Here is a 25,897-nt window from a genome sequence, read left to right on the forward strand (position 1 = left end):
ATGTCGTAAAACCAAGCAAGCGAGGATAAACAATATAGGGGTGGCCGTACCGCTACGACATAATGGAGGCAATTCTTTTAGGCAATATAAAAGAGTTATTGTGGTTTGGGGATAAATCTTTAACCTGCAATGGTTAAAGGGTAAGTGTTCCACAATAAAAAAATTTAGAAATCTTACTATTTATAAGGAGGATTTGAAAGTGTCTTTAAAAGAACTCTGTTGAAAAGAGTTAAAAATTAAATTAACAAATAAGAGAGGATTAATTAATGAATGTCAGTGTTATATCAATGAGTACTTTACAAAATTAACCAAAAACAAAAAAGGCGGCTGATATTGTAAAAAGTATGCTCGGCATTGTTTAGCAAGATTAGAATTTATTAATAAACAAAAAATAAGTTATAATCTTTGATTTTTGACTTTACAATGCAAAAATAACCATCAAATTATTAAAAAATTAATTTTTAAGAAAAATAAATGATGAATTATTAATATTAAAAATTAGAAAGGAGAAATTATATGGTTGAAAATAATATCAAAAATACAATTAGTGATTTAATTAACGAAATTAAAACAACAACAGAAAACAATTTAAGTAATTTAGAACAAATTATGGAAGCTTTAATTGACAAAGTTAACAATATTGAAAATATTTTAAATCAAATACGATAAAAAAGAAATTAAACCAACGATTTATTAAAATTAGTTGGTTTTTTATTTTTGATAAATAAAAAAGAAAGGAGATAAAAATAATGAGGAAAAGTTGTCCTAAATGTAGATCAAAAATAGATGGTGATGGTAAAGAATTATGATGCACGAATGTTTATTGTATTTTAGCAAAAAAATCATATATTTTTAGAAAGAAAAAATAGACAAATATATTTGTTTGTGAATATTGTTTTATAAATGTTCTAAATTTAATTTTTAGATGATCACTTAGTTATTTAAAATATTGTGAAATGTTGGAAAAGAATTTGGAGGAAATTTAATATGTTTGATAAAAAGCAATATAAAGAATGAAACATATTATCAAAATATTTAATTTGAGATAAAATATTTAGATATTTTAAAAGAGTTTATGATTATAAAAATGAAGAAGAATTAACTCAAGCACTTAATAATTATTTAAACAATTTACCAATTAAGGATATTTAAGAATATGAAAGAGAGATTTTAAATAATGACAATAACAGAATCAATTAAATTTAACAAACTTAAAGAAGAAAATGAAAAACTTAAAAACCAACTTGCTGAAAAAGATAAAAAATATTGAATCTTGTTAGCAGACAGAGATAAATTAGAAATGTATCGGCATAATCAATTAAAGAAAAGTGATATAACTTTACACTATATTGAATGTAATGAATGTGAAACAGAGGAGTTTTGCGATGATAATAATTTATTTAAAGTAGTTAATGAATTTGAGCATGATGAAAATTGTTCAGATTATGGAAATATATTAAATTTAGATATTAGATGTATTATTAAATATAAAAAATATGAAAGTTTAGAGGAATAATTATGCCAAATTACCTAGTAAGGATGAAAAAACATGTATTTAGTTATAAAAGATTCAGATAATATAAAAGATCATTATAAAATAACGGATTTAATTTCAAAAAATACCGATCATGAAGAAAAAGAAAACTTTTGATATAAATTTGGTTTAGAACAATATTGAACAGGATATTGTTGATCAAGTGGAACAATAGATAATATAAAAGATATTGATGAATATTTAACCAAAAAGTTTAAAGAATTTCATGAAAAATCGTGAAATGAAATTATAGAAAATTATGTTGAAGATAAATTTGGTTATACAGTGATAAATCATTTATCTGATATTAATTGAAAAAAAGAGCCAGACAAAAATATAGAACCAGTTCGTTAAGAAGTGGTTCTATGGTTTAATTAATTATTTATTTTTAAACTACTATTGGATATTAATTTTAGGAAAAATAAAATTAAAAGCAAAAAAAGCGAGGTGATTATCATAAAAAAAGATTATTCAAAACCCAAAGCAAGATTAAATGGAAATATAATTATTGACTGTATTAGATGTGAACAAGAGTTCACTATTTTAAATTCAGAATGATTAACGATTAATAAATTTTATAAATGCCAGAAATGTAAAAAATAAGGGAGGGAGTTAAATGTGATAAAAAAAATTTATTTAAACCAAAATTTAATTTCACAAGAAATAAATAATAAAACGCACATTTTAATAAACAAACAAAAAGATTGCGTTGTTTTAGATAAAAATTACTTAGGTTTATCAAGTTATCAAAATTATTTTAGTTTAAAAATTGATGAAAATAAAAATTATATGGTTCATAGTAGTATCAATAATAAAAATGGTAATATTGTGGGAAAAAATTTACTTTTAACTTTTGAAAAATTAAAACAAGAAAACAAAAAACAGTTTAATTCGCAAAACAATATTAATGCTAATAATGATTTACTAAATGAATATAACAATCATTATGATAACAAAACAACACAGCGAAAATTAACAGAAACAGAACTAAAACAATTACTAAAAGATTTAGAAAATATTGATAATCCTAATTATTGAGATAATGGTTTTTATTTAGGATACAACAAATATGAAAAAATTACTTAGTTTGTTATCAATATTTTCGTTGTCGTGTGGAAGTACAATGCCATTGATTAGTTGTGGAAATATCGGTAATAATAAACCATGATTACCACCAACAAAACCCAAAGAACAAAAAATTAAAGACATTTTTTACTATGAAAAAATAAAACAAGAAATTACAGCAGAAATTAAAGAATATGATGAAGTAATTAAAGAAATTGAAAATAGTAAAAATGACTATGAAATTGAAGAAGATTATCAAACAGAATTAAAACAAACCCAAGCAGAAAAATTTATTAAAATATCGGAACTAAATAATTGTGAATATCAAATTTTACTATGTCAAAAAGAAAATGAGTTTACAGACAAACAAAAACAACAAGTAATTAAGTTGTTAGAAAAACAAATTAACAACTTAAATAGTGCTTTAAATTTACTAAACGAAATTAAAAATAGTGATTTTGATCAGAAAGATTTAGAAAAAATTAAAACAAAGATTAAAAATACAAAAATTATTTTAGATGAAATTAAAAACAATTAAAAGGAATGATTTAATGTGAAAAAATTTTTTAAAGAAATTAATTTATTAAAATTAATTATTAGTTTTCTAATAATTATAACATGTGGTTTAATGACTACATTTTTAATTTTATGTAGAGGATGAATAAATGATAGTAAATGTTTTTTGGTTTATATTGTTGTTTTTGTAATTAACATTGTCATTAGTAATTTGTTTATAATTACGGTTTTTGGTGAAATTTTAGAATTCATTAAAAACAAAAAAGAAAAGAAAAATATTATAAATAAAAATTAAAATAATACAAAAAAGCTAAATAACTATTTTATTTTCTAAATAAATAATAATAATTTTATTTATTTTTTTATATAAAGAGTGGTTTTTGTAATTAATATTATAATTTTTACATTCATTTATAATTTTATTTTTTAATTCAATATACATATCTAGATGTTTAATGGTTATTATTTGACCCTTAAGCAAGATTCATATTTTATCAACAATTAATAAACCAAATCTACTTTTTATTATAAATCAACTGGAAACTTAAAATCAAGAAATCATAAGTGGAATAATATATTCAGACAAATTTTTAAAATTAAGAAAAGTAAATAATTTTAAAATAGCAAATAAACCAATTATTCCAATTAAACCAAATGATAGCGAAAAAATTAATAAAAAAAATATAAAAATTAAAAAACCATATCAAAAATAATCTCATATTTTATTTTTAATTTTTACCACCCCATATCAATTATTTTAAATAAAAAAATAATTAAATTATATATAAATTTCAAAAGAAAGGAATGATTTAATGTGAAAAAATTTTTTAAAGAAATTAATAAGTGAAGATTGTTTATTATTTTACTATCAATTATAATTTGTGTTTTAATTACTACATTTTTAATTTTATTTAGGGAATGATCTTCAAAAGAAAATTTATTACATTTTTCAATATATATTTATTTTTGTATTATTAATTTTGCTTTTGGTAGTTTGTTTATAATATCAACTTTATATGAAATTTTAGAATTTATAGATAACAAAAAAACCAAGTAAAAAAAACATAAATAATGAAAATAATACAAAACAAGATATTAATTATCTTGTTTTTTAGAAAGAGGTGCAGCAATGATTAATTGTCCATTTTGTAAATATATTCATAATATTTATAATGAAAACAATATCAATATATTATTTTTTTGTTCTTACAAATATCCCAATCCATGAATTATTTTAGATAAAAGAAAAATTAGAAGAATGACGGTTTATTATGCTTAAAGTAATTGAATTATTTGCTGGGATTGGAAGTCAAAGAAAAGCATTAGAAAAGATTGGAATTAACCACAAAGTAATTGCTTTTTGTGATAATGATAAATACGCTGAAAAATCATATCGAGCAATTTTTAATGATTATGAAACCCATAATTTAGGTGATATTACTAAATTAGAAACTTTACCGTATGCTGATTTAATAACTTGATCATTTCCATGCCAAGACATATCAAATGCCAATAATAATGGCCAAGGATTAAATGGTAAAAGAAGTGGTTTGGCTTACAAAGTTGTTGATTTAATAAGCACAATGGCAATAAAACCGCAATATCTTTTAATGGAAAATGTACCAAATTTATTAAGTAAAAAGTTTTTTGTTGGATTTCAAATTCTACAAAATCAACTTAATAAATTAGGATATCATAACCAATATTTTACAATGAATGCCAAGGATTATGGAATTCCCCAAAATAGAAAAAGATTGTTTATGATATCAACATTAAAGCAAGATTTTAAATTTCAATATTCCCAACCTTGTAATTTAAAATTTTTAGTAAAAGATATTTTAGAAAATAATGTAAATGAAAAATATTTTATTAGACAAGAATCAATGAAAAAAGCAATTGAAAACAAAAAACTTAAAATCATTCAACAATGTTCTTATACAATTACAACAAAACAAATGCGATGAGGAAACGCAGGAATTATTGCAATTCCCAATGATATAACAAAAAATAATCTTATTCCAACCATTACAACAGCACACGGAAGACCACCACAAATTGCATTGCCAATTAAGGATTATGGTAATTTTATTGTTTTACCACGAGCAAAAGATGGTTTACTAGTTAATGGATCATATAATCGGTTTTGAAAAACCGAAAATAATTATATGGGAACAATCGCAGCAAGTAATGTCAATAAAATTATGATTGATAATAAAAGACAACAAAAAGATAGTAGTAAAATACTATCTTTTTTAATTGATGAAAAAGAATACTTTTTACGAGTATTAACTCCACGAGAATGTTGATTATTAATGGGATTTAGTAATAAAGATTTTGATAAGGCAAGCAAAGTTGTTTCAGAAACCCAACTTTATAAACAAGCTGGCAATAGTATTGTTGTTGATGTGTTAGAAAAAATATTTACAGCAATGTTTCAAATAGAAAAGAAAAATTAAAGATGCAAAATAAGAGAAAAGTTTGGTGAAAATGACTTTTATATCCTTTAACAATTATTATTGGAATTTTGTTGCTAGTAATTTCCCCTATTTTGTTTTTAATTGCCCTTGGAATTGATTGTGATTTTATGATTGGTGATTTATTATTGCATTTATTTTGTTTACCTTTCGAAAGGAAAGAAAAAATGACTAAGAAAAACAATATTAAAAATTACTTTAATAATCAACATCAATATTATCGAAAAAAGAAAAATATTTTTTATTGACAAAGAAACAAAATTAACAAAAGCAAATTTTTAAAATAACAAAGGAGGATGAAAATATGAAATCAAACAACACAGCAGATTTTAGTGGAATAATGGATGTTATTATATTATGAAGTAATGTTGTTTTGGGAGTAATAATGGGTTTGGCAGTTGTTTTTGCAATTTGAAAATTAATTATTATTTTAATTTCAATAATGCGAAACGCTGATAATCCTGAAGCAAGAGGAAATGATTTAAGTGCTTTAAAATGGCCGATTATAGCAATTATTATAATTTTAGTTGTAATTGCTGTTATGAATGTTATTTTACAAGCAGTTAAAACATATAACCCTAGTATTGGAACATAGTTGATAAAAAATGAAAGGAAGTGAAAAATTATGATAGTTAATGCACTGTATAAACTAATATGATCAATTTTTGTACAAGGGCCATTGCAATTAATCGCATCATTTAACACCGTTTTAAATTATTTAACAGGTGGTGTAGTTGGTGACTTAATGTTTGGTTCAAAACAAGAATTTAGTTTTCAAAATATTCCAATGGCATTCTGATATTTTGTTATTACGGCTCTGTGTTTATTTTCCTTAATATTTACAATTACTATGATTAAAATTTTGTTTCAAGATGCTACCGAAACAAAAACAAAATTTATTGTTGCTTTACAAAATGGTAGTAAAGCGTTTGTTTTTATCTTTTTAATTCCAATCTTTTTCTTTTTGGCTAATTTTGCAATCGCCAACATTGCCAAAATGATTACATCGGGATTTGGCGGAGAAAACGGAAATATTGCAAATTACCTATACAATATTGGAAATGCAAATTGAGATGGTAGTGGTGATAATATACCAAACAATTATGCTTATCCTGATAATATTGGTGATTTTAATATGATTGCCGAAGTTTTTGGAGTGTGATTTATGCTATTTGCAATGTTTATGATTGGAATTGCATTGGTACAAAAAATAATTGAACTGTTTTTCTTATTTATTATTTCGCCATGAGTAATGGTGATTATGACAATTGATAATGGTAAAGGAGCATTTATTTGAAAAGATATGGTAATTGCAAAATTTCTAGCATCAACCGCTACTTTAACAGGATATTTTATTTTTATGACGACAATTCAAACAATTTTAAGCACTAATTTAGCAGGTTTAGGCATTGAGGGGATTGGAAAATCATTGTTTGTAATTCTGATGATGTGTGGTGGTGGATTAGCGGTAATGGCGTTTTCAGATGTTGTTGCCAACTTAATTGGTGAAGCAGCTGGTGTTCGCTAAGGAATGAGTTCAATGAAATCAACTGTTGCTGGTGGAATGATGGCAATGGGAGCTGGAAAAATAGCAGGAAAAGCATTTGGATTTGCCAAAAGTAAAAGAGCGAAAAGAGCAATGGCAATGGGTGGTTCTGGAATGGCAGATAAAACCATGAACGCGATGGGTTCTGGTGGTGATGGTGATTGAGGAGATAGTGGATCATCAAGCGGTCAATCTCGCCAAGAAAAACCCCTTGACTTTCGCCATTTCTGACACGCCACTGAGGGAATGAGTTCGCGTGCTGGGATTGTTGGTTTAGCAGGCTTTGGACTTGGGGTCACAACGCTTGCCACAAGTAAACTAGTTGGAGCAGCTCGCGGTGGTGGAGCAAAAGGATTTTTCCGTCAATTTGGAACTGGGATTGCAACACCATTCAAAGCAATTGGTAAAAGATTTAATCCACAATTGGCTAGCAAAGGAAATCAAGAAAACATAAATAAAACAAGTGATTTTAGTAAAAAAACAACCAAATCTTTAAACAAAAAACTAGGGAAAGTTGAAAGCAAATTTACTAGCAAGAATAGTTTTTCATATCTTAAACCAACAACCAAAAGAGAAATGAAACATAACCAAAAAGTTTCTGTTCAAACCTTAAATGAAAAACAAGAAAAAATTAATCAAAAAATCAATAATCATTTAAAGAAAACAACTTTTAGAAAAGAAAAATGAGATGAAAAAGCGACCAAAAAAGCAGAAAAGAAAAAGGTATAATTTAAAAAACACCTGACAAAAAAGTAAAATACGGTATAATGTAAATAAAAAGGAGTGATAAATCATGGGATTATGACGATTATTAGGTGGCGAAGTCAACTGAGAACGCGTTGCCAGAATGCAAAATAAAGAACATTTGAGAGAAATTCATGCTGCAATTATTCATGCACTTGGGGCGGGATCTAATCACATTGCTTTAAGTATCGACAGAAGAAACGATGATGACAAAAATAATGTCATGTGAGTTCTAGAAAAATTTGGCCGTGATATTCCTACAACTGTTAAATATCCATGATTAAAACCATTTGACGATGCTGGTAATTTACGACCAAAATCCGCTGAATATAATCAAAAAGATTGAGATCAAGCTTGAAAATGATATGACGCCTACAAAAGCGGAGCAATTCCATTTCTCGAATATCGCATTCAAATTAGAGAAAAAGAGTTAGAAGACAGTAAAACAGATTATGAGAATTATAAAAAAACAACAAAATTAAAAAGATGACAAAAAGGTTGAGTTAATTATTATGAAGATATAAAAATAGAAAATGCTAAGTTAAAAAGAGAATTAGAATCGTTGAAAACAAAAGAAACCCAAAAACAACCCGACTTATCACTTGAAAATGAGAATTTACGATTGAAAAAACAAATTTTAGAAATGGAACTAAAATTAAAAGAAGTAAATAGAGAAAGGTAAAATATATCAAATATCAACTTATCAAAATTTAATTTAGAAAAGGAGATATATTTTGTTTATGTATGAAAAAGGAAATAAAGTTATTGTAAAAATAACAAATATCACTCCCTATGGTGCTTTTTGTAGAGCAGAAAAAGCAGATGGTTTAATCCATATTAGTGAAGTTTCAGATTATTATGTAAGAGACATCAGAGATTTTTTTGATATTGGTGATGAAATTGAAGTTGAAATACTTGATTTTAATACAGTTAGAAAACATCTTAAATTAAGTTATAAAAATTGTCATCCGGAACTATTAAAAAATGATGATAAAGAAATTCAAGAAATAAAAGCAGCTTTTAAAAGCTTAAATAAAAAACAAAATAAAACAGACAATATTGAAAATGTTAACGAATCAAATGAAAACGAATAAATTAGTAAAAGTAATTAAATGTAAAGGAAGAAAAATATGTTAGAAATTTGTTGTCCTGGCGGAGCTCATAATTGCTATACTTGTCGTGTTTGCACAGGTTCTTTTCAAGGGTGTAAAAGTTGTTTAAAATGTATTTCTTGTCAATCTTGCTTAACAAAAAAATGTCAAGTTTGTATTAATGGTAGCATTAGACAACAAGAAAATAAAAGAAAATATAAAAAGTAAAAAGGAGAAAAATTAAATGGAAAATATCATTATTTTAATAACTAAATCTATTTTTTCTAAAATTTTAAAAAATTATTTTATTCATAATAAATTAAAATTATTATATAGTGGTAGTTTTCATTTATTATTTAATGTTCATTTAATTAATACAATTAATAATACTAATAATATAAAAGAAATTATTAATGAATATTTGGATTTTTTTGAATTAAAAAATAAAAATCCAAATGAAATAATTATTTCTAATTGTTTAATAAACATATATTCTAATTTAGAATATTTTAAGAAAAAAAATACAAAACTTAAAAATAAATACAAACAATATTTTCTTCCTAATAATATTTTAATTTTTTTTGAAATAATGAATAAAATAATAAATAATATATTATTTATTCCTTCACATAAAACAAAATTTTTAAAAAATATTATTAATGATGCTGATAAAAATTGAAAAGTAAAATTATTAAATATTAATGAATTAACAAAACAAGAATTATTTGATTTATCAGAAAAAAATTAAATATTATTAAATTAGAAAAAGAATTTTATTATAATTTTAATTATAATAATTTAATTAAAATTATTGATGATTTAAATATTTTTTATTTTGTTAATGAAAAAGAAGTGTATGAAAGATTTTTATATTTTAGATTTTCTCAATATTTGTATTTTTTTTATTATATATATTTTACAATTATTGGTTATAACGAAATTAAAGAATTTGTTGAAAAATACATTTATTTCCCCTATTTATGTTGTATCAAAAATAATCTTTAATTTTGTCGAAAACTCTTGATATTTATAGAATATATCTAATTTTAGGTATATTTTTAATATATAGAGGTAAATAATTGATGGAAAAAATAATTATAGAATTAAAAAACAGTTTTACAGATGATCAATTTTTAGAATTTGCTGAAAAAATAAAAAAAGAAGCAGAAGTAATCAAAAAACAAAAACGTTTAAATGAAATTGATCAAAAATTTAGAGATAAAGGCATTATATGTCCTGATTGTAAATCTTATCATTGTGTTAAAAATGGTCATAATCCCGAAGGAAAACAAAAATATTTATGTAAAAAATGTCGTGCTAGTTTTGATGCTTTTCGTCATCATTTTACTTATTGAAGTCATTTAAATTATGAACAGTGAAATTTATTAATTCAAATTTCATTATTAGGACAATCTAGTAAAATAATTTCCCGTTTTATTAAAACAACATCAAAAACTGCTTGATATAATCGTCAAAAATTAATGCAATCAAAACAATTAGAAAATACTCAATTAAAATTTAAAAAATTAAATGGTCAAATCCAAATTGATGAAACTTTTATTAAAGAAATCCATAAAGGTAATTTTAAAGATAAATTTGATAAACGAAAAACTCATCTTGATCCATTTTCAACTAATACCAAATGCTGTATTCAAATGGTAGTTGATAGCAATAATAATATTTTTGTTCAATCCACCAATACCAAACGATTACAAAAACAATGAATTATTGAAAATATGAATAAGCAATTAATTAAAGAAAAATCAATAATTATTTCTGACATGCAACCATTATATTTATTAGTAGCAAAACAAACAAATTCTACTCTATATTCTACCAAAACTAGTACAAACCCTGATACTAGTTATCGAAAGTTAAATAAGATTAGTAAATTACAATCCAGTCTTAAAGAAGCCTTAATTCATTATCATGGTTTGGGTTTCACTAATATTCAAAATTATTTAAATCTATGAAAATGAAAATACCAACATAAAGGTTTAACACCAAAACAACAATCAACGGTATTATATTTTAATGTTTAAAAAATTTAAAGCAAAATCATGATCTTAAACAAAATTATTTTTCAAATTGTCATATTGATGATTTTTTTATTTCATCAAGAGTTTTCGACAAAATTAAAGAAAATAATACCAAAGAAGCTGTTAAAAGTTGATATAATATTACTAATAAAATTTTTAATAAAGACAATGACAAATATAATGAAAAATTACCATTTAAAAGATTAATTAATCATTTTGATTTTAAATATATTAATATTTTTTTAAAATATTATAATGAAGAAGAATTTTATAAATTTATAGAAAAAAATAAAGAAATATTAAATATTGATGAATTTCTTAATAAATTTTTTTTAAAAGAATTATTTAAAAATAAAAAATTTAAAGATATTTAAAATATTAAATAAATAAGTATAATTTTATAGTTGAAAAGTTTGCAAAAAATAAAAAAAAACAATAATTTAAATTTAAAATTATTAAAAATAAAAATAACTACAAAAATAAAACAGACAATATTAAAAATATTAATGAATCAAATGAAAACGAATAAATTAGTAAAATTAATATAAATTATAAATAGCAATTAAGTTTGCTGTTTTTTATTTTGACAAAATAGAAGGGAAAATAAAAATGTATGAAAAAATTAATTAGTTTATTAACAATATTTTCGTTGTCATTTGTAAACACGGTGAATTTAATTAGTTGTGGTAATATTGCAAATAATAAACCATACCCGTCTACTAATTCAGAAAATAAGTTAAAAATTAATTCAGAAACAAATTTTGATTTAGAAAAAAGATATTTACCCCACCCTGTTTTAATGCAACAGCGAGGATATAAAGGAACTTTATTTAACCGATATAAGACAGATACTATTAAAAATTTAACAAATGCTTTTTTAGGCAAAGCAGATAATAATTTAGCAATTAAATTTAAAACAGAATTTAGTACTTATCAACAATTACAAAATTATTTAAAAATAGAACAACAAAATTACTGACAAAATTTACTTGATAATATTTGTCAAAAATACCAAGATAATTTAAAGCAACTTATTTTATTGTTTTATAATTTTGTTGCTAGTATTTGAAATAAAACAAATATTAATGAAATTTTAAAAAAAATAGAAATTAAAAATGTGATTGATGGTGATAATAATGTCTTAGGACAAACAAATAATCACCAAACTATTTTGCTAAACAAAAAATTTTTATCTTGTGCGTTTGAAAAAACAATAAATAGTGAATGACACAAAGGACAATTTACAACCAATAACTTTCTGCATATTTTAATCCATGAATTAGGACATATCTTTTATTTTTATGATTGAGAAACATTTAAAATCAATCATATTTTTTATTTAAAGCAATTTTTAGGACAGAAAATTAATAACTTAAATAAATTCGCAGAATTAGACAAAGAAAAAATATTAAAGATATTTGCCAATAGTAATTATGGATTGAGCGATGATGACGAGTTATTGGCAGAAGGATTTGCATATTGGTTATTAACAAAACAAAGTATGCAAACAAAAATATGAGAATTTTGAAACGAATACTTTACAAGTTATTTATTACAAATAAGAGATAAAAAAAGAAAGGAAGTGTAAATGGTGTTAAACACAATAATCGGAATGATGGGAACAATAGCCGTAATTGGTTTGTTTGGTTGTTTATGAAAGTTTCTTGGTATTAAATTGAAAAAAATGAAAAAACAAATTGAGTTAACAAAATACAAAAAAACTTGCCGAATAATATTATATGTTAGTATAAGTTGTTTTGTGTTATTTTTGTTGGTAATTGGATTATGGTTTGGATTAATATATCCAACTTTGAAATAAAATGAAAAAAATATTCATATTTTTAATACTTTGTTTTAGAATTGGCAATTTTTTAACTGGGATATATTTTTTCTTAACAAATTCAATATATTTAATTAAAAATTACAATACGAGTGAATGATTAATTTGATTTGTTATTATGCCAATTCATTTAATACTTTTTTATTTCATAGATTTTATTTTATATAAAATAAGAAATTTTATATAAAATAAATTTCTTTGTTTTGGAATTATTTTTATTTAAAAATCAAATAATTTTTATTAAAGTAAATGAAAATGAATAAATTGGAATTTGCATAATGGGCGATATTTTTGAATATAATAATAAATTTAAACCAACCCCATCTTTATCTGTTGTTGCTTTGGAATGGCAAGGGTTTTTTGGACAAATTTTATGTAGAGTAATAATTTCTGTATTTTACTGGTGTTAAATAATTTAGTTTGCTATGAATTCGAATATTATTGTACCAATTAATGTAATCAAATAATTTTAATTTAAACTGCTCAATGTTTTTAAATTTATTATTTTTAATAAATTCAGTTTTAAAAATTTTGTATGTTGATTCCGCAACAGCATTGTCATAAGGACAACCTGGTTTACTGTAAGACTTTTGAATGTTATTTTTAGTTAAAAAGTTATAAATAAGATTGTTGTTAAATTCACTACCTTGATCAGTGTGAAATATTTTAATATCATTTAATGTAAAGTTAAGTTTATTAAAGGTATTTTTAACTAATTTTGCATTTTTGTGTAAACTAACATCATAACTAATAATTTCACGATTAAATAAATCAATTAGAAAGCAAACATAATATCATTTATTATTAATAAAAACATATGTTAAATTACTGACAACAACTTCATGTAGTTTATAATTATTAAATTCTTGATTTAATAAATTATTATATTTATATGTAACATTGCTTGTATTTGAATATTTGTATTTGATTTTTGTATAATTTGAAATTAAGTTATATTTTCTCATTATTTTACTAATCTTTACACGAGATAATATAATATTTTGCTGAGCTAGCATGATTTTAATTTTTCTTGTTCCATAATTTTTACGACTTTTTAGAAAAATACTGATAACAGCATTATCAATGTTTTGATTATTCTTGGGATTATTTGCTTTTAATTGATAGTAATATGTTGATCTAGCCAATTTCAATGTTTTACATAAATTAATAATTGGATATTTTGCTTTGTTATTTTTAATGATTGCTATTTTTTGCCGATTATCAGTGTTGCTTGCTTTAAAATGTCATTTTCCATTTCTAATTGTTTAACTTTTTTACGTAATTGAATTAATTGGTTTTCTTCTGGCGTTCTATTGTCTTTAGCTTTAAATGAGTCCGAGTTACTAAATTGGTGAGCTCATTTCCAAACAGTAGATTTACCAATTTGGTAATCATTGGCTAATTGTTCAGGAGTTTGACCCATTTTGTAAAGACCAACAATTTGTTGCTTAAATTCATCGGTATAATGATTCTTTGCCATAATTACACCTCCATTGTAATTTAATTATAAATATTTACTCTACATTATTGTTGTCCAATTTATCTTAACCTATCCAGGTTAGCAATTGGGATTAATTTAACAAAAGGAACCTTAAAAGATAGTTTAAAAAGTTTCAAAATATGATATGGCACAATTATGAAAGTTTTAGTAGCACCAGTCATTGGTTTAGGAATAACATTGTTAATTGCAATAATTGGTAAAGAAACTGCTGCTTGAACAATAAATAGTATGGGTTTAACAATTATTGTGATTATGTTAGCAGCACCACCGGCTTCGGTAATTGTGGCGTATTCAATTAATTTTAAAAAAGAAACCTTTTTAACAAGTAATGTTGCATTACTGTCAACTTTAATGTCAATTATTATTTTGCCATTTTGAATTATTGTGACAACAGCCATTGGTTCAACTCCGTTGTTCGCTTAGGGAATGTAATTGGATTTTAAAACCAAAACGATAAAAATTCTTGCAATTAGTAAAAAAAGAATTATAATAAAATCATAAATATTAGAGGAGTAATTAAAGAAAATAGTTCAGAGAGTTAATTAATGGTGGGAAATTAATGTATTTATTTAAGGAAAGTTGCTAATATTTCAACTTAATATTTTAATTAAGATAATAAGTTTGTACTTATTAAAAAAGGATGGTACCGTGATTATTAAATAATAATTGCTCCTATTATTTTGTTAAAAATAATAGGAGTTTTTATTTAGATAGGAGATTTAATGGCAAAGGAATTAAGCAAAAAATATGATCATAATTTTGTTGAAACAGGAAAATATCAATTTTGAAAAGAAGCTGGTTATTTTACAGCAAATATTACAAGTAAAAAAACACATTTCAGTATTGTTATTCCACCCCCAAATGTAACTGGAAAATTACATTTAGGACATGCATGAGATACAACTTTACAAGATTTAATTATTCGTTATAAGAAATTAATGGGATTTGATACGTTATATTTACCAGGAATGGACCATGCTGGAATTGCAACACAAGCAAAAGTTGAGGAACGTTTACGTGAAACAGAAAATATTTTACGTCATGATTTGGGACGAGAAAAATTTGTTGAGCAAGTTTGAGCATGAAAAGAAGAATATGCTGAAGTTATTCGAGCCCAGTGAGGTAAACTGGGATTAGCGTTAGATTATTCCCGCGAGCAATTTACTTTAAATGATAATTTATCAGCAGCTGTGCAAAAGGTGTTTATTGCTTTATATCAAAAAGAATTAATTTATCGTGGGAAACGAATTATTTTATGAGATCCAGTGCAAAAAACAGCATTATCAAATATTGAAGTTATATATCGTGAACAGCAAGGTAAAATGTATTATTTTAAATATTTTTTAGAAAATAGTACCAGTGAATATTTAACAATTGCGACAACACGGCCAGAAACAATGTTTGCTGACCAGTGCGTAGTTGTTAACCCCAATGATAGCCGTTATCATCAATATTGGAATAAGAAGGTTATCAACCCGGCAAATAATGAATTGATTCCAGTACTTTGTGATGATTATGTTGATCAAGAGTTTGGAACAGGAGCTATGAAATGTACGCCAGCACATGATGCAAATGATTTTGAAATTGCCTTACGTCATCAGTTAAAGATGCCTATTTGTATGAATCTTGATGGCACAATGAATGAAATGGCAGGCAAATATGCTAATCAAGATCGTTTTGTTGCTCGAAAAAATTTAGTAGCTGCTTTAACAAACCAAAATTTAGTTGTTGAGATAAAAGAACATTTGCATCAAGTTGGTTTTTCAGAACGCAGTGGGGCAATTGTTGAACCATATTTATCAGACCAATGATTTGTTAAAATGGATTATTTTGCAGAAAAAATTATTGAATTTCAAGCATCAAATAATCAAATTAAGTTTTATCCACCTCGATTTAATACAACGTTAATTAATTGAATGGAAAATATTCAAGATTGATGCATTTCACGTCAATTATGATGGGGGCATCAAATTCCAGCCTGGTATATGAAGCATGATCCAACAAAAATTCATGTTGGATTAACCCCCCCAGATGATAGCAATAATTGAATTCAAGATGAAGATGTCTTAGATACATGATTTTCATCAGCATTATGGCCGATGACAACATTAGGGTGAACTTGAGATGAAACATTATTTAATAGCTATTTTCCAACAAATGTTTTAGTGACGGGCTATGATATTATTTTCTTTTGAGTATCAAGAATGATGTTTGAAGCATTAGAATTTACAGAGAAAAAACCATTTAATGATGTTTTAATTCATGGTTTAATTCGTGATGAAACCGGACAAAAGATGAGTAAATCATTGGGGAATGGAATTGATCCAATGGATATTATTAATGAATATGGGGCGGATACTTTGCGGTACTTTTTGGTTACAAATAGTGCGCCAGGACAAGATTTACGCTATTCTAGCGAAAAATTAAATGCGGCATGAAACTTTATTAATAAGTTATGGAATGCTGCCCGTTATGTGCAAATGAATTTATTACCTGATTTTAAACCATTTGAAAATTTTAATGTGGAAATTAAAGCTTTATTAAGTAAGAATCAGAAAAATAAAATTGACCAATGAATTTTAACAGAGTTAACAAAAACAATTGATAAAGTTAAAGTTAATATGGAAAAGTATGAATTTGTTTTAGTTGGCAAGGATTTATATGATTTTGTATGAAATAAGTTTTGTTCATGATACATTGAATTAACAAAAGTTAATTTACAAAGTAGTAAGCAAGATATTAAAACAGGGACAATGCAAACGTTATTTTATGTTTTAAAACAAATTTTAATTATGTTGCATCCTTTTATTCCATTTGTGACAGAAGAGATTTATCAAAAATTAAATTTAAAAGCTTCAATCATGTTGGAAGATTATCCAACAGCAAATTTTAATTATGATGTTGAATATTTAAACTTAGTGACTGAAATTATTGCGGCAATTCGTGAGTTACGCAATGATTATCAAATTAAAAAGCAACAATTAATTGAAATTTGATTAGATGCTCCAAATGGTAAAGTTAATATTAATTTAGATTTAATACCATTAATTAATGATTTTATTTTTAAAATGGTAAATAGTGAAATTAAGGGGATTTTAAAACAAAAAGATGAGCAGCATAAATATATTACAATTCCTTTAACAAATATAATTTTAGAAGTAGGGGCTAATGAAATTATTGATTCAAAAGCAGAACAAACAAAAATGATCGCAGAATTAACACGATTAGAACAAGAACTTAAGCGTAGTAAAAATATGTTAAGTAATCAAACTTTTTTAGCAAAAGCAAGTGTTTCTAAAATTGAACTTGAACAACAAAAATATGCAAAATATTTGGAACAATATGAACAATTAAAAGGAAAATTAAACAATGAAAGTCCCCCAAATTAATATTATTGGGGCTGGTTTAGCTTGTACTGAAGCGGCTTATCAATTGGCAAGAAGGGGATTTCAAGTTAATTTATACGAAAGTAAACGGATTACTAAAAATCCGGTTCAAAAACAAGATAATTTTGCAGAATTAGTTTGTTCAAATTCATTGCGAAGTGATAGCTTAACAAATGGTGTTGGTTTATTAAAAGAAGAAATGTTGGCTTTTGATTCATTAATTATTAAAGCGGCTTATGCTAGTCGAGTTCCTGCCGGGGGTGCTTTAGCGGTTGATCGGCAACAATTTTCAACTTATATTACAACTTGATTAACAAAACATCCCAATATAACAATAATTGACCAAGAAGTTACGGAGATTGATCCAACAGTACTTACTATAATTGCATCTGGGCCATTAACAACACCAAAGTTGCAGGATAAAATTCAAAAATTATTGGGGGCAAAATACTTTTATTTCTATGATGCGGCCGCTCCAATTATTACGAAAGAAAGTATTGATTTTCAGAAAGTTTATTATAAATCACGCTATGATAAAGGCACTAGTAAGGATTATATTAATTGTCCAATGACAAAAGCCGAATTGGAAAGATGAGGACAAGAATTAATTGCAGCCAAAACAGTTGCTTTACATGATTTTGAAAAAGAAATTTATTTTGAAGGATGCATGCCAGTTGAAGTAATGGCAAAACGAAGCATGCAAACATTATTATTTGGACCTTTAAAACCCGTTGGGTTAGAAAAACCAAATGGGGAACGACCATATGCTGTTGTTCAATTACGGCAAGATAATGCAATTGATACGTTGTATAATTTAGTTGGTTTTCAAACTAATTTAAAATTTTCTGAACAAAAAAGAATTATTACAATGATACCAGGGTTAGAAAATGCAAATATTATTCGGTATGGGGTAATCCATAAGAATAATTTTATTAATTCACCAGTTTTATTGAATCAATTTTTGCAATTAAAGACCCATCAAAACATTTTCTTTGCTGGTCAAATTATTGGGGTTGAAGGATATGTTGAATCAGCGGCAACAGGAATTATTAGTGCATTAAATATTGCAAAATTTTCTGAACAGAAAGAATTATTAGAATTTCCGCCAGAGACAATGATGGGAGCATTAGTTAATTATATTATTAATGCTTCATCAACTAATTTTCAACCAATGAAGGCAAACTTTGGGATTATTCCGAGTTTTGATGAGCATTTTAAAACAAAAGCAGATAAATATTTAGCATATAGTAATCGGGCTTTAGCAAAATTAACCAAGTTCTTTAATTTTGTCGAAAACTCTTGATGAAATAAAAAAATCATCAATATGACAATTTGAAAAATAATTTTGTTTAAGATCATGATTTTGCTTTAAATTTTTTAAACATTAAAATATAATACCGTTGATTGTTGTTTTGGTGTTAAACCTTTATGTTGGTATTTTCATTTTCATAGATTTAAATAATTTTGAATATTAGTGAAACCCAAACCATGATAATGAATTAAGGCTTCTTTAAGACTGGATTGTAATTTACTAATCTTATTTAACTTTCGATAACTAGTATCAGGGTTTGTACTAGTTTTGGTAGAATATAGAGTAGAATTTGTTTGTTTTGCTACTAATAAATATAATGGTTGCATGTCAGAAATAATTATTGATTTTTCTTTAATTAATTGCTTATTCATATTTTCAATAATTCATTGTTTTTGTAATCGTTTGGTATTGGTGGATTGAACAAAAATATTATTATTGCTATCAACTACCATTTGAATACAGCATTTGGTATTAGTTGAAAATGGATCAAGATGAGTTTTTCGTTTATCAAATTTATCTTTAAAATTACCTTTATGGATTTCTTTAATAAAAGTTTCATCAATTTGGATTTGACCATTTAATTTTTTAAATTTTAATTGAGTATTTTCTAATTGTTTTGATTGCATTAATTTTTGACGATTATATCAAGCAGTTTTTGGTGTTGTTTTAATAAAACGGGAAATTATTTTACTAGATTGTCCTAATAATGAAATTTGAATTAATAAATTTCACTGTTCATAATTTAAATGACTTCAATAAGTAAAATGATGACGAAAAGCATCAAAACTAGCACGACATTTTTTACATAAATATTTTTGTTTTCCTTCGGGATTATGACCATTTTTAACACAATGATAAGATTTACAATCAGGACATATAATGCCTTTATCTCTAAATTTTTGATCAATTTCATTTAAACGTTTTTGTTTTTTGATTACTTCTGCTTCTTTTTTTATTTTTTCAGCAAATTCTAAAAATTGATCATCTGTAAAACTGTTTTTTAATTCTATAATTATTTTTTCCATCAATTATTTACCTCTATATATTAAAAATATACCTAAAATTAGATATATTCTATAAATATCAAGAGTTTTCGACAAAATTAAAGACCAAGTTTATTAAAAACAATAAGTTAAATGATAAAATTAACTTTTAATAATTTTTAAAAAGCATAAAATAAAAGTAGAAAAATGTGAAAAGAAAAGAGGCAAAAATGATGTTAGAATTAAATGCATTAATTGATGGTAAATTAGTAAATAATGGCGACTGATTAGAAATAATATCACCACTTAATAACAAACCATATGGGCGTGTTCCCGCGTTAAAGGAGACTGAAATTAATAAAGCTTTTACAGCAGCCCGTCATGCACAAAAACCTTGAGCAAAATTAACTTTGTTTGATCGAATTAGTTACTTACGAAAATGATCGGAATTATTATTAGCACATAAAAAAGAACTTGCTGAAATAATGGCATATGAAGTTGGGAAAAGTTTGAAAGATGGACAAGTTGAAGTTGAACGAAGCATTGAATATATTGATTATACAATTGAAGAAGCAAAACGAGTTTTTCCAGAAACATTAACTGGGGATGGCTGAAATGTTCAAAATAAATTGGGAATTTTTTCCCGTGTTCCGAAGGGTGTTATTCTAGCAATCTCACCATTTAATTATCCAGTTAATTTAAGCATTGCCAAAATTGTGCCAAGTTTAGTTGTTGGTAATAGTGTTGTTTTTAAACCAGCAACAAATGGTAGTTTAACGGGTTTATATATGGCAAAATTAGCTGATAAAGTTAATTTTCCGAAGGGTGTTTTTAATGTTGTAACTGGTCGTGGTCGCGATATTGGCGATTTATTAGTTTTAAATCCGGAAATTAATGTGATTTCTTTCACAGGTTCAGTTGCTGTTGGTAATCATATTCGTAAATTAGGACATGGAAAAGATTTAGTGTTGGAATTAGGAGGTAAAGACCCCGCTTTAGTGTTAAAAGATGCTGATTTAACTAAAACAGTGAAAGAAATCATTGGTGGGGCTTATTCCTATTCTGGTCAACGCTGTACAGCAATTAAACGAGTATTAGTTGATGAAACAATTGCGGATGAATTAGTTGCTTTATTAAAAATTGAAGTAAGTAAATTAGAAATGGGTTCACCATTAGAAAATAAGGCGATTATTCCAGTCATTGATCTTAAGGCTGCGGAATTTGTTCAAGAATTAATTGACGATGCGCTGGCTAAAAAAGCCACTTTAGTGGTAGGAAATCATCGTCAAAATAATTTGCTTAGTGCAACTTTAATTGATCATGTTACAGCAGATATGCGCTTAGCTTGAGAGGAACCATTTGGTCCTGTCTTACCAATTATTCGTTGTAAAAATACTACAGAAATGATTGCTTTAGCAAATGAATCAAATTTTAAATTACAAGCATGTATTTTTACAAAAGATATTAATGCTGCTTTTACCATTGCGGCAGAATTAGAAACTGGTACTGTTAATATTAATGGCCGCACGCAACGTGGCCCCGATTCATTCCCATTTTTGGGGATTAATGATTCAGGACAAGGTGTCCAAGGGATTCGTGAGACAATTAATTCAGTTACTCGTTTTAAAGGTTTAGTAATTAATTATTAAATTATGAAGACTCTAATCTATAAAAAGTATTTTTTATTGATTAGGTTAGATTGTATGTTTATTAAATCAATTTAATATGACTTTTTTATTTTATTCTTTTTTATGATATATTTATATTTATAAAGTAGGTGAAAATTAAGATGAAACAAGCAGATACCCAAATGTCTTTACGTGAAGAAAAAATTGAACAATCTTTGAATGAATTAATGATAACAGTTCAAAATATTAATTTAGATCTTAGTGACTTGCAAGAGCGAGCAAGTTTAAATACCAATTCCGTTGTTGACGATTATGAAAGCATCACTGAACAAATTAAAAATGTTGAAAAAGAAATAAATAAATTGGAATATAAGTTTGATATTGCCGAAATTTCATTGTATTTAATATTTTTAGATTTAAAATTATCATTTAATATTTTACAAAATAAATTAGAACTAACAAAATATTTAATAAAACTTTTTAAAAGACAGTAATTCAATTATTATTGTCTTTTCTATGATTAATGTCAAAGGGGTGTTACGAATGAATTTAAAACAAGAATTTTTTTTATTTACTGATGGAATGGAACATTTAATTTCTGATTTTCAGCAGGAAAAAGGTTATATCTTTTATTTCTTTCCAAAAGCAGCAACGCCAGGTTGTACTTTAGAAACAGTTACATATAATAATTATTATCAAAAATTCTTAGCGGTAGGTTATAATGTCATTGGAATTAGTCGAAATGATTTAAAAAAACAAACTAAATTTCAGCAGAATCATGCTGTTAAATTTCCTATGATATGTGATATTGATGCAAAATTATGTCAAATGTTTGGTGTCTTAAAACAAAAGAAAATGTTTAATAATGTTTATATGGGCATTGAGCGAAGCACTTTTTTGATAAACAATGATTTTGAAGTTATTCAAGAATGACGAAAAGTAGCACCAGTTAAACATATTAATGAAGTTTTAGCGGCTGTAAATCAATAAATATAACTTTAGTTTTGCTAGTAATCAGATTGAGAATACGGTAAAGTTAATACTAAAGACATTTATAGAAGGGCAGGATTGTTAATGAACAAAAATGTTTTTTCAAAAACTGAACTTAAACTACGTTATGATAATTTGTGAAAAATAATTTTTGTTTTTTCATTACCAACTGTTTTGGTAATGGCAATTTCAGCGTTATATCCAATTTTGGATAAACTAATTGCTTTAACATTTGTTACTCCTAATGTTCATCATCATCAACCATATTTAGATTGATATAAAGAAAATATTAAGAGTAACGATGGGGTTTTAAGTTACGAGGGGGCAAAAATTTTTGTTAATTTAGCAACGCATTTTTCTGGGCAAATTTATAATTTACTTTTTGCTTTTGCTGTGTTAGTTGCAATTGGAACTTCAATTACTTTTGCAATTAAATATGGTCAAAATAATCAACAACAAACGCAATCCTTAGCTGGTAATGCTTTAACAGTAACGATTTTATTTTCACTAGGTGCTGCTTTTTTTGTTTTCTGTTTAGTTTTTCCCAAGTGAGATAATATTATGATTTTTATTCAGTTAAGTAAAAAAGGAGCATGAATTACACAAGATTTAACATGACGGTATGTTTTTCCGATGCTACTAGCAAGTCCGTTAATGTTTGTTAGTTATTTATTATTAACTTTGTTACGGACTGATGGTAAAGGACGAATTGCAATTTACATTATTATTAGTTCAATTTTAGTTAATATTTTCTTTTCAATTATATTTGTGAAGTATGGTAATTTATTATCGGAAGGGACAATGTTTGGAACTATTATTTCATGAATTTTTATTATTTTTGTTTCATTAATTTGTATTTACCGGAACAAAGATTCATATTTACGATTTCATTGAAAAGACCTGATTTTTTGGCGCAAAGCAACTGTCAAAGAAATTTTTCGATTAGGTTTTTCATCTTTTGTTAATAGTTTAGGAATTGTATTAGTTTCAATTTTATCATCAACAATTGTCGCCCATTTACCAGGCCAACTTGTTGAGAAACAACAATATGGCTTATCATCCTTTCAGTTATTTAATAGTGCTATGAGCCCGTGAGTTGCTTTGTTTACCGCAATTGCTTTAGGAATAGCACAAGGAATTAAATCCATTATTGGATATAATTTTGGGGCAAAGAAATACTTACGGATGTATCAAACTTGTTGATATGGGTTAGTTATTATTGGCAGTTGATTGTTTTTTGTGCTTTTATTATTTATTGGAATAGGACCAGAGTTACTAATGACTTTTGCTTTTCCATCATCTTTTGTGGAAGAATATCGTTGAACCTCGGTATTAATGTTAATGAGTTATCCCTGTGCTGCTATTTCTTTTATGGGCGTTTCGTTATTTCAAGGGATGAATATTGCGAAAAAAGCTGTCTTATGTTCATCATTTCGCACTTTTATTGTTTTACCGCTTTTAATGGTAATCGGAGTCTTGATTGCTCGTGGGGTAACAGATGGCACAACAAAAAATAATATTTATTATTTTGCTATGTTAGGTTTTAATGATTTAATTTCAGGGTTTATTGTGGGAATTATTTTATATTTATTTTGACATAAAAATCGTCATCATGTTTTTAATGAAGTGAATAAAATGGATCAAGAATATTTATATAAAAATAAAATAAATTAATTATATACTTTTCTTATATTTTTGACAATAATTTTATTTCTTTTTTTGCAAATTTATAGTATAATATACTTATTAAACAAAGTGGGCATATTAAAATAGGGGGTAAAGCATGAATAATACTGGAGTTAAAACTACTGACGAAAAAGATAATCAGTCAACGTCTTTTGGCCAGAAAAATGGTAAAACTGATAACAGTTTCCTTAATCAAAATCCTCCCTTAATACCATTATCAAAACCAATTAAAGTGCCGTTACAAAAAGAAGGTTTTAAATCCGAATCTAATCCAGCTTTTAATCCATCGTATATTTCACATGTATTAGGAATTAATGGGACATTGGCAAAAGCCCAACATAACAAACCAATTTATCAACCAATTATTTATCAACCATATGTAATGCCAGTTATGAATAATATTCCTAATATGGGAATGAATCAGTATGGGATGATGCCGCAATATCCGGGGATGATGATGGGTGGTTATCCACAAATGCCGCAATATCCGGGGATGATGATGGGTGGTTATCCACAAATGCCGCAATATCTGGGGATGATGATGGGTGGTTATCCACAAATGCCGCAATATCTGGGGATGATGATGGGTGGTTATCCACAAATGCCGCAATATCTGGGGATGATGATGGGCTATCCACCTCTCGCAGGACCAGATCCAGGTCAACAATATCAAGAAACACCGCAATATGTACCGAATGGTGTTGACCAATCTGTGCAAAATCAGCATGATAATTATAACAATAATCATTTTGCAATTATGAATCCAGATTTGATGAAACATAATTTGAAAGATGAGGATGATTTTGCTGGTTTTGCTACGGCTGATAGTGATTTTGATGAAAATTTACAAAATATAAATAATAATGATGTTGCTTTTGATAGTGATTTTGATGATAATTTCCAAAATATAAATAATAATGATACTGCTTTTGATAGTGATTTTGACAATGATACTTCACCATTTTCAAATGAAATAGGTGATGTTGACAATAATGATTTTAATATGCCTTCATTTGAAGATCCTGATTTAAATCAAAATAACGGTCTTAATACACATGACAATGATTTTGGAGCAGGATCAGATTTTAAAATGGAAAATAATTTTGACCAATTAAATCCACCTTTTGAGCCAACAAATAATTTTAATGACCAAGGATCACCAAGTTTTGGTCCAACGCCAGACTTTAATGCTGCTCCTGGTTTTAATTCACCAGTTGATTTTAATGCACCGTTAGAATTTGATTCAAATGGAGTAAACTTGGGTAGCATTGATCCAGTTAAAATGCCATTTGCACAAAATAATGATTTTAATCAACCAATGAATAGTCCAGAACTTGATAGGTATGGTGAAGAATCACAGAAACGAAGATTACCAATATGAGCAATAGTGTTAATTGTAATCTTAGTTGTTTTAATTGTTGCAGTAGTAACAATTGTAATGTTGTACTTTAATTTAGAAGCCGTTCATAATTTAATTAATGGTTGATTTGGACTTGATGTTCCATTTAGCCCGTGATTTTAAACTAATTAAAAAACAAGGAATTTTTCCTTGTTTTTTAATT

29 protein-coding genes are annotated in these 25,897 nt (G+C 25.8%); 26 read left to right on the forward strand and 3 right to left on the reverse strand.

The annotated features are described in order from the left end of the window. Positions 1–199: 199 nt before the first annotated feature. From ACQH24_RS02515 to ACQH24_RS02600, 18 genes are all read left to right on the forward strand, one after another. A complete protein-coding gene (locus tag ACQH24_RS02515; RefSeq protein WP_425380453.1) occupies positions 200–502 on the forward strand; it encodes a hypothetical protein in 303 nt (100 codons plus the stop codon). 14 nt (positions 503–516) lie between these two features. Further along, positions 517–669, forward strand: a complete 153-nt coding sequence (locus tag ACQH24_RS02520) for a hypothetical protein (RefSeq protein WP_158500808.1) — start codon at positions 517–519, stop codon at positions 667–669. A 318-nt stretch (positions 670–987) separates the two neighbouring features. Then, positions 988–1,152: a hypothetical protein gene (locus tag ACQH24_RS02525; RefSeq protein ID WP_425380454.1), complete on the forward strand. Its 165-nt coding sequence runs from the start codon at positions 988–990 to the stop codon at positions 1,150–1,152. Positions 1,153–1,177: 25 nt separating this feature from the next. After that, positions 1,178–1,516 (forward strand): hypothetical protein, encoded by a 339-nt coding sequence (locus ACQH24_RS02530; protein WP_425380455.1) that lies wholly within the window; start codon positions 1,178–1,180, stop codon positions 1,514–1,516. A 33-nt stretch (positions 1,517–1,549) separates the two neighbouring features. Next, the gene (locus tag ACQH24_RS02535; protein WP_425380456.1) at positions 1,550–1,888 is read left to right on the forward strand and encodes a hypothetical protein; all 339 of its coding nucleotides are present in this window, start codon (positions 1,550–1,552) and stop codon (positions 1,886–1,888) included. Positions 1,889–2,152: 264 nt separating this feature from the next. Then, a complete protein-coding gene (locus tag ACQH24_RS02540) occupies positions 2,153–2,620 on the forward strand; it encodes a hypothetical protein (RefSeq protein ID WP_425380457.1) in 468 nt (155 codons plus the stop codon). Beyond that, entirely contained in the window at positions 2,604–3,137 is a 534-nt protein-coding gene (locus ACQH24_RS02545) for a hypothetical protein (RefSeq protein ID WP_425380458.1), read from the forward strand. Before ACQH24_RS02540 ends, ACQH24_RS02545 begins: the two co-directional genes overlap by 17 nt. 15 nt (positions 3,138–3,152) lie before the next feature. After that, positions 3,153–3,410 (forward strand): hypothetical protein, encoded by a 258-nt coding sequence (locus ACQH24_RS02550; protein ID WP_425380459.1) that lies wholly within the window; start codon positions 3,153–3,155, stop codon positions 3,408–3,410. Between the two features lie 976 nt (positions 3,411–4,386). After that, positions 4,387–5,571 carry a DNA cytosine methyltransferase gene (locus tag ACQH24_RS02555; protein WP_425380460.1) on the forward strand — a complete coding sequence of 395 codons (1,185 nt, stop codon included), beginning with the start codon at positions 4,387–4,389 and terminating at the stop codon, positions 5,569–5,571. A gap of 322 nt (positions 5,572–5,893) precedes the next feature. Then, positions 5,894–6,184: an Mbov_0395 family pilin-like conjugal transfer protein gene (locus ACQH24_RS02560; RefSeq protein ID WP_425380461.1), complete on the forward strand. Its 291-nt coding sequence runs from the start codon at positions 5,894–5,896 to the stop codon at positions 6,182–6,184. A 30-nt stretch (positions 6,185–6,214) separates the two neighbouring features. Continuing rightward, on the forward strand, positions 6,215–7,117 hold the full coding sequence (locus tag ACQH24_RS02565; RefSeq protein ID WP_425380462.1) for an Mbov_0396 family ICE element transmembrane protein: 903 nt from the start codon (positions 6,215–6,217) through the stop codon (positions 7,115–7,117). A gap of 12 nt (positions 7,118–7,129) precedes the next feature. After that, positions 7,130–7,864, forward strand: a complete 735-nt coding sequence (locus ACQH24_RS02570) for a hypothetical protein (RefSeq protein ID WP_425380463.1) — start codon at positions 7,130–7,132, stop codon at positions 7,862–7,864. Between the two features lie 64 nt (positions 7,865–7,928). Beyond that, entirely contained in the window at positions 7,929–8,561 is a 633-nt protein-coding gene (locus ACQH24_RS02575) for a hypothetical protein (RefSeq protein WP_425380464.1), read from the forward strand. Positions 8,562–8,619: 58 nt separating this feature from the next. Next, entirely contained in the window at positions 8,620–8,973 is a 354-nt protein-coding gene (locus ACQH24_RS02580; protein WP_425380465.1) for a S1 RNA-binding domain-containing protein, read from the forward strand. A 241-nt stretch (positions 8,974–9,214) separates the two neighbouring features. Continuing rightward, on the forward strand, positions 9,215–9,718 hold the full coding sequence (locus ACQH24_RS02585) for a hypothetical protein (protein WP_425380466.1): 504 nt from the start codon (positions 9,215–9,217) through the stop codon (positions 9,716–9,718). Positions 9,719–10,052: 334 nt separating this feature from the next. Beyond that, positions 10,053–11,012 (forward strand): transposase, encoded by a 960-nt coding sequence (locus ACQH24_RS02590; RefSeq protein ID WP_425380044.1) that lies wholly within the window; start codon positions 10,053–10,055, stop codon positions 11,010–11,012. 610 nt (positions 11,013–11,622) lie between these two features. Further along, positions 11,623–12,597 (forward strand): hypothetical protein, encoded by a 975-nt coding sequence (locus ACQH24_RS02595; RefSeq protein WP_425380467.1) that lies wholly within the window; start codon positions 11,623–11,625, stop codon positions 12,595–12,597. Next, a complete protein-coding gene (locus ACQH24_RS02600; RefSeq protein ID WP_425380468.1) occupies positions 12,598–12,828 on the forward strand; it encodes a hypothetical protein in 231 nt (76 codons plus the stop codon). It begins immediately after the preceding gene. A 392-nt stretch (positions 12,829–13,220) separates the two neighbouring features. Here the strand turns inward: ACQH24_RS02600 and ACQH24_RS02605 are convergent, their stop codons facing one another. Together ACQH24_RS02605 and ACQH24_RS02610 are read right to left on the reverse strand one after the other, a co-directional pair. Further along, the gene (locus tag ACQH24_RS02605; protein WP_425380684.1) at positions 13,221–14,111 is read right to left on the reverse strand and encodes an IS3 family transposase; all 891 of its coding nucleotides are present in this window, start codon (positions 14,109–14,111) and stop codon (positions 13,221–13,223) included. Then, on the reverse strand, positions 14,054–14,329 hold the full coding sequence (locus tag ACQH24_RS02610; protein WP_425379600.1) for a transposase: 276 nt from the start codon (positions 14,327–14,329) through the stop codon (positions 14,054–14,056). Before ACQH24_RS02610 ends, ACQH24_RS02605 begins: the two co-directional genes overlap by 58 nt. Positions 14,330–14,485: 156 nt before the next feature. On the opposite strand from ACQH24_RS02610, the gene ACQH24_RS02615 reads away from it, so the two are divergent. The 3 genes from ACQH24_RS02615 (at position 14,486) to trmFO (ending at position 19,108) form a co-directional block, all read left to right on the forward strand. Beyond that, the gene (locus ACQH24_RS02615) at positions 14,486–14,773 is read left to right on the forward strand and encodes a hypothetical protein (protein ID WP_425380469.1); all 288 of its coding nucleotides are present in this window, start codon (positions 14,486–14,488) and stop codon (positions 14,771–14,773) included. Between the two features lie 299 nt (positions 14,774–15,072). Further along, entirely contained in the window at positions 15,073–17,739 is a 2,667-nt protein-coding gene (locus tag ACQH24_RS02620; protein WP_425380470.1) for a valine--tRNA ligase, read from the forward strand. Beyond that, positions 17,720–19,108, forward strand: coding sequence for a methylenetetrahydrofolate--tRNA-(uracil(54)-C(5))-methyltransferase (FADH(2)-oxidizing) TrmFO (trmFO, locus tag ACQH24_RS02625; protein ID WP_425380471.1), 1,389 nt, complete (start codon positions 17,720–17,722; stop codon positions 19,106–19,108). Before ACQH24_RS02620 ends, trmFO begins: the two co-directional genes overlap by 20 nt. A gap of 5 nt (positions 19,109–19,113) precedes the next feature. Here trmFO and ACQH24_RS02630 read toward each other — a convergent pair whose 3' ends face one another. Continuing rightward, positions 19,114–20,073, reverse strand: coding sequence for a transposase (locus ACQH24_RS02630; RefSeq protein ID WP_425379365.1), 960 nt, complete (start codon positions 20,071–20,073; stop codon positions 19,114–19,116). 188 nt (positions 20,074–20,261) lie between these two features. Here ACQH24_RS02630 and ACQH24_RS02635 point away from each other — a divergent pair, with 188 nt between their 5' ends. The 5 genes from ACQH24_RS02635 to ACQH24_RS02655 all read left to right on the forward strand — a co-directional run bounded on the left by ACQH24_RS02635 (position 20,262) and on the right by ACQH24_RS02655 (position 25,857). Beyond that, positions 20,262–21,680: an NADP-dependent glyceraldehyde-3-phosphate dehydrogenase gene (locus tag ACQH24_RS02635; RefSeq protein ID WP_425380472.1), complete on the forward strand. Its 1,419-nt coding sequence runs from the start codon at positions 20,262–20,264 to the stop codon at positions 21,678–21,680. Positions 21,681–21,820: 140 nt separating this feature from the next. Beyond that, positions 21,821–22,153 (forward strand): hypothetical protein, encoded by a 333-nt coding sequence (locus tag ACQH24_RS02640; protein ID WP_425380473.1) that lies wholly within the window; start codon positions 21,821–21,823, stop codon positions 22,151–22,153. Between the two features lie 49 nt (positions 22,154–22,202). Next, the gene (locus tag ACQH24_RS02645) at positions 22,203–22,649 is read left to right on the forward strand and encodes a peroxiredoxin (protein ID WP_425380474.1); all 447 of its coding nucleotides are present in this window, start codon (positions 22,203–22,205) and stop codon (positions 22,647–22,649) included. 84 nt (positions 22,650–22,733) lie between these two features. Further along, positions 22,734–24,323 carry an MATE family efflux transporter gene (locus ACQH24_RS02650; RefSeq protein WP_425380475.1) on the forward strand — a complete coding sequence of 530 codons (1,590 nt, stop codon included), beginning with the start codon at positions 22,734–22,736 and terminating at the stop codon, positions 24,321–24,323. Positions 24,324–24,432: 109 nt separating this feature from the next. Further along, positions 24,433–25,857, forward strand: coding sequence for a hypothetical protein (locus ACQH24_RS02655; RefSeq protein WP_425380476.1), 1,425 nt, complete (start codon positions 24,433–24,435; stop codon positions 25,855–25,857). The last annotated feature ends 40 nt before the right edge of the window (positions 25,858–25,897 follow it).

The sequence above is a fragment of the Spiroplasma endosymbiont of Stenodema calcarata genome (assembly GCF_964031205.1).
GTDB lineage: Bacteria > Bacillota_I > Bacilli_A > Mycoplasmatales > Mycoplasmataceae > Spiroplasma.